The organism is Cereibacter johrii (assembly GCF_001720585.1).
Taxonomy (GTDB): domain Bacteria; phylum Pseudomonadota; class Alphaproteobacteria; order Rhodobacterales; family Rhodobacteraceae; genus Cereibacter_A; species Cereibacter_A johrii.
Map to the genome: position 1 here is coordinate 1 of NZ_MABH01000204.1, position 5,326 is coordinate 5,326.

At 70.8% G+C, this 5,326-nt stretch carries 4 protein-coding genes and 1 pseudogene; 4 read left to right on the top strand and 1 reads right to left on the bottom strand.

Annotated elements, in window-relative coordinates:
- Positions 1-819, top strand: an 819-nt coding sequence (locus tag A9O63_RS17900) for a DUF4159 domain-containing protein (RefSeq protein ID WP_141703117.1), incomplete at its 5' end; no start/stop codon positions are given.
- Positions 816-2,879 carry a DUF7408 domain-containing protein gene (locus tag A9O63_RS17905; protein ID WP_069333133.1) on the top strand — a complete coding sequence of 688 codons (2,064 nt, stop codon included), beginning with the start codon at positions 816-818 and terminating at the stop codon, positions 2,877-2,879. The genes A9O63_RS17900 and A9O63_RS17905, both read left to right, overlap by 4 nt.
- 2 nt (positions 2,880-2,881) lie before the next feature.
- Here A9O63_RS17905 and A9O63_RS17910 read toward each other — a convergent pair whose 3' ends face one another.
- Complete coding sequence (locus A9O63_RS17910) at positions 2,882-3,637, bottom strand: DUF599 domain-containing protein (protein ID WP_069333134.1); 756 nt, start codon at positions 3,635-3,637, stop codon at positions 2,882-2,884.
- An 80-nt stretch (positions 3,638-3,717) separates the two neighbouring features.
- Between A9O63_RS17910 and A9O63_RS17915 the strand changes: the two genes are divergently transcribed.
- Together A9O63_RS17915 and A9O63_RS23465 are read left to right on the top strand one after the other, a co-directional pair.
- Positions 3,718-5,151 carry an FAD-linked oxidase C-terminal domain-containing protein gene (locus A9O63_RS17915; protein ID WP_069333135.1) on the top strand — a complete coding sequence of 478 codons (1,434 nt, stop codon included), beginning with the start codon at positions 3,718-3,720 and terminating at the stop codon, positions 5,149-5,151.
- Positions 5,152-5,215: 64 nt separating this feature from the next.
- Positions 5,216-5,326 (top strand): annotated as a pseudogene (locus A9O63_RS23465) (glycolate oxidase subunit GlcE); the annotation flags it as partial.

The following is a 5,326-nucleotide window of genomic DNA, read 5'->3' on the forward strand; positions in this document are numbered from 1 at the left end:
GCGGTCCTGGCGCTCGGCGCGGGCGAGGCGCGGGCGCAGGACGAGGCCCCCCCGGATCCCGCCGCCGAGAGCTTCGCGGTCGAGGCCACGGCCGAGGTGCATCTGGCCTATGTCGAGACCGACGACCCGGAGGTGAACCGCATCGCCGAGGCGGGCCTGCGCGGCTTGGGCCTCAGGCTGCGCGAGCGGACCTCGGTCGAGCCGGGCGCGCCCATGGGCCTCGACATCGAGCGGGACGAGCTGGCCTTCTTCCCCTTCCTCTACTGGCCGGTGACGGCGAGCCAGCCGACGCCTTCTGCCGCAGCCTATGGCAAGCTCAACGACTATCTGCGCACCGGCGGCATGATCCTGTTCGACACGCGGGACGCCGGAACGGGCGGCGGCGGCTCCACGCCCGAGGCGCGGCGCCTGCAACAGCTGGCCGCGCCCCTCGACATTCCGCCGATCGAGGTGATCCCGCAGGACCATGTGCTGACGCGCACCTTCTATCTGCTGCAGGATTTCCCGGGCCGCTACCAGAATGCGCCCGTCTGGGTCGAGGCCGCGCCGCCCGATGCGCAGCAGGCCGAGGGGATGCCGTTCCGCAATCTCAATGACGGCGTGACGCCGGTGGTGATCGGCGGCAACGACTGGGCCTCGGCCTGGGCGGTGGATGCGCGCGGGATGGAGCTTCTGCCGGTGGGGCGGGGCTATGCCGGCGAACGCCAGCGCGAGATCGCCTGGCGCTTCGGGATCAACCTCGTGATGCATGTGCTGACCGGCAACTACAAGTCGGATCAGGTCCATGTGCCGGCGCTTCTGGAAAGGCTCGGCCAATGACCGGACTCGTCTTCGACCCGATCCTGCCCTGGGCGGGGATCTGGGCCCTTGCCGCGCTCGGCGGCCTCATGGTGGCGGTGGCGCTCTGGCGGGGGCTTTCGGGCTGGTGGCTGCGCGGGCTGGCGCTGGGCGTGCTGCTTCTGGCGCTGGCCAATCCGGCCTTGCAGGAAGAGGACCGCGCCCCCCTCTCGGACATCGTGATCGCGGTTGTGGATGAAAGCGCAAGCCAGCGCATCGGCGACCGGGCGGACCAGAGCGCCGCGGCGCTGGCCGCCGTCGAGGCCGAGGTCCGGGCGCTGGGCAACACCGAGCTGCGCGTGGTCCGGGTGGGCGACGGCGAGGGCGACGAGGGCTCGCTGGTGATGACCGCGCTTTCCGAGGCTCTGGCCGAGGAGCCGCGGGCGCGGGTGGCGGGCGCCATCCTCATCACCGACGGGCAGGTCCACGATCTCGAGCTCGCGCCGCAGATGCCCGCGCCGCTCCATGTGCTGCTGACCGGCCACGAGGAGGACTGGGATCGGCGGCTCTTGATCCGCAACGCGCCGGCCTTCGCCATTCTGGGCGAGCCCGTGTCGCTCACGCTCCGCATCGAGGATCAGGGACGGGTCCCGGCCTCCGCGGGGACCTCGGCGGATCTCGTGGTCTCGATCGACGGGGGCGAGCCGCAGACCTTCACCGTCCCGGTGGGCGAGGATCTGGACCTGCCGGTGACGCTGCCGCACGGGGGCATGAACGTGCTCCAGTTCCAGGTGGCGGCCTCGCCGGACGAGTTGACAGACCGCAACAATTCGGCAGTTGTCCAGATCAACGGCGTGCGCGACCGGCTGCGGGTGCTGCTCGTCTCGGGCGAGCCGCACGCGGGCGAGCGGGTCTGGCGCAACCTCCTGAAATCCGACGCGTCCGTGGATCTGGTGCATTTCACCATCCTGCGCCCGCCCGAGAAGCAGGATGGCATCCCCGTCTCGGAACTGTCGCTGATCGCCTTTCCCACGCGCGAGCTTTTCGTCGAGAAGATCGAGGAATTCGACCTCATCATCTTCGACCGCTACCGGCTGCGGGGCATCCTGCCGACCTCCTACCTCGAGAATGTGCGGGAGTATGTGCGCAACGGCGGCACGGTGCTGGTGGCTGCGGGGCCGGAATTCGGCTCGGCCGACAGTCTCTGGCGCTCGCCCCTGGCCGATGTGATGCCGGTGCAGGCCACGAGCCGGGTGATCGAGGGCGGGTTCCGCCCGACGCTCACCGATGTCGGCCGCAAGCATCCGGTGACGCAGGGGCTCGAGGCGCAGGCGCCCGAAGGAGGCTGGGGCCGCTGGTTCCGCCAGATCGAGCTTTCCGCCACCTCGGGGCAGGTGGTGATGAACGGGGCGGGCGATCGGCCGCTCCTCGTCCTCGACCGGGTGGGCGAGGGACGGATCGCCGTGCTCGCCTCGGACCAGATCTGGCTCTGGGGACGGGGTTACGAGGGCGGCGGGCCGCAGCTCGAACTGCTGCGGCGGCTCGCGCACTGGATGATGAAGGAGCCCGACCTCGAGGAGGAGGCGCTGGTCGCCTCGGCCGAGGGCGCCACCATGACCATCACGCGCCGCACCATCGGCGAGGATCCGGGCGACGTCACGGTCACCGGCCCCGACGGCACCGAGACGGCGCTTCCCATGCAGGAAGCCGCGCCCGGGCGCTGGGCCGTCACCTGGGAGGCGCCCGAAATGGGGGTCTACCGGCTGGCGCAGGGCGAGCAGAAGGCGGTGATCGCCGTCGGCCCGTCGGCGCCGCGCGAGTTCGAGGAGACCATCGCCAGCGGCGACAAGCTCGCCCCGGTGATCGCGCCCACCAACGGGGGCACGCTCCGGCTGGAGGATGGCGCGCCGGACATCCGCTCGGTGCGCGAGGGGCGGGTGGCGGCGGGCCGCGGCTGGATCGGGATCACGCCGCGCGGCGCCCATGTCGCGCAGGATGTGCGGGTGGCGGCGCTGCTGCCGGGCTGGCTCTATCTCCTGCTGGCCGCGGGCCTGGCACTCGGCGCCTGGCTCCGCGAGGGTCGCTTCGGCCGCAGGGCCTGACCTCAGCCGCCCGTGCCGGACGAGGGCGGCGGGCCGAATCCCGTAGGATAGAGAAGCCGCGGGTCGATCCGGCTCGTGTCGAGGATCGCCGCCCGGGTGCCCGAGATGAACTCGGCCCGCAGGATGGCGAAGCTCGTGGCGAGGGGGGTGAGGATCAGGGCCACCGGCCCCAGAAGCCAGCCGAGCGCCGCCAGGGCGAAGAAGACCGCGCGGAGCCCGCTGTTGAAATTGCGGGCGGCATTGATGTTCACCTCGGCCGCCTGCGCCGCCAGCGGATAGGCGCGGGGATCCTCGGGCGCGTTGGGCACCGCGGCCATCAGGATCGCGCAATAGCCGAAGACGCGGTGCGCCCAGACGAACTTCAGGAAGGCGTTCGCGACGATGAAGAGGACGAGGATCACCCGCAGCTCGAGCCGCACCGTGTCGGTGGGCAGCGTCAGGTCCGCCACCAGCGTCTCGAGCCGGTCCTGATTGCCGATCAGGGCCATGCCGCCGCCGATGGCGATCATCGAACCCGAGGCGAAGAAGGCCGTGCCCCGCCGCAGGCTGTCGATCACGCTTGCATCGAAGATCCGCGGCGAGCGGCCCACCATCTCGCGCATCCAGGCGCGGCGATGTTCCTTCATCAGCCAGGAGACCGACGGCCGGTGCGCCGGAGGATGTTCGCAGAAATGCCCGGTGCCCGCCCAGGCGAGGAGCAGGAGCACCACGGCAAGGAGGTCGAGCGGCATCAGGACGGCGGGCAGGTGGCTCAGCATGGGGGCACGATAATGCAAGGAGCCGCTGTTGCCATGGGGCAAAATTGGTTATAAAAGCTGACCGCACGAGGAGGAAAGCCATGCTCATGCCGCCACCGGACCAGGCTGTCCTGGCCCGCAAGGCCCGGATCGTCGAGCGGCTCCTGGCCGTGCTGCCGGCCGATGCCGTCATCCATGACGAGGCCGAGACCCGCGCCTACGAATGCGACGCGCTGACGGCCTATCGCTGTCCGCCGCTCGCGGCGGTGCTGCCGCGCTCGACGGCGGAAGTGTCCGCGGTGCTGCGGATCTGCCATGAGGAGCGGGTGCCGGTGGTGCCGCGCGGCTCGGGCACCTCGCTCGCCGGGGGGGCGCTGCCCACGGCGGATTGCGTGATCCTGGGCGTCGCCCGGATGAACCGGGTGCTCGAGACCGACTATGCCGACCGCTTCATCCGGGTCGAGACGGGGCGGACGAACCTCTCGGTGACGGGGGCGGTCGAGGTGGACGGCTTCTTCTATGCGCCCGACCCGTCGAGCCAGCTCGCCTGCGCCATCGCGGGCAATATCGCCATGAATTCGGGCGGGGCCCATTGCCTGAAATACGGCGTGACGACCAACAATCTGCTGGGCGTCACCATGGTCCTGATGGACGGGACCGTGGTCGAGATCGGGGGCGCGCATCTCGACGCGCCGGGCCTCGATCTTCTGGGCGTGATCTGCGGCTCGGAGGGGCAGCTCGGTGTCGTGACCGAGGCCACGCTGCGCATCCTGCCCAAGCCCGAGGGGGCGCGTCCGGTGCTGATGGGCTTCGGCTCGAACGAGGTGGCGGGCGCGTGCGTCTCGGACATCATCCGCGCGGGCATCCTGCCGGTGGCGATCGAATTCATGGACCGGCCCTGCATCCGGGCGACGGAGGCCTTCGCCAGGGCGGGCTATCCCGATTGCGAGGCGCTCCTCATCGTCGAGGTGGAGGGATCGCCGGCCGAGATCGACGACCAGCTGGCCCGGATCCTCGAGATCGCGCGGCGGCACGATCCGGTCGAGCTGCGCGAGAGCCGGTCGGAGGAGGAGAGCCGGCGGATCTGGCTGGGGCGGAAATCGGCCTTCGGGGCGATGGGGCAGATCAACGACTACATGTGCCTCGACGGCACGATCCCGGTGACGGAACTGCCGCGGGTGCTGCGGCGGATCGGCGAGCTGGCCGCCGAGGCGGGGCTCGAGGTGGCCAATGTCTTCCATGCGGGCGACGGCAACATGCATCCGCTGATCCTGTTCGATGCGAACCGGCCCGGCGATCTGGAACGCTGCGAGCGGCTCGGGGCCGAGATCCTGAAGCTCTGCGTCGAGGTGGGCGGCTGCCTGACCGGCGAGCATGGCGTGGGGGTGGAGAAGCGCGACCTGATGGGGGTGCAGTTCGCGCCCGCGGATCTCGAGGCGCAGATGCGGGTGAAGGATGTGTTCGACCCGCGCTGGCTGCTGAATCCGGCCAAGGTCTTTCCGTTGGATGCGAGCGGGGACCGGCGTGCCGGCTGAACCGCCGGGGGCCGTGCGCCCCCGGACCCCCGCAGGATATTTGACCCAGAATGAAAGGGGCAGGATGCGGCCGTCGACCGAGGAGGAACTGGCGGAGATCGTGCGCGGCGCCGCAGGCCCGCTCCGGATCCGGGGCGGGGGCACGCGCGCGATCGGGCGCACCGATGGCGCGCCG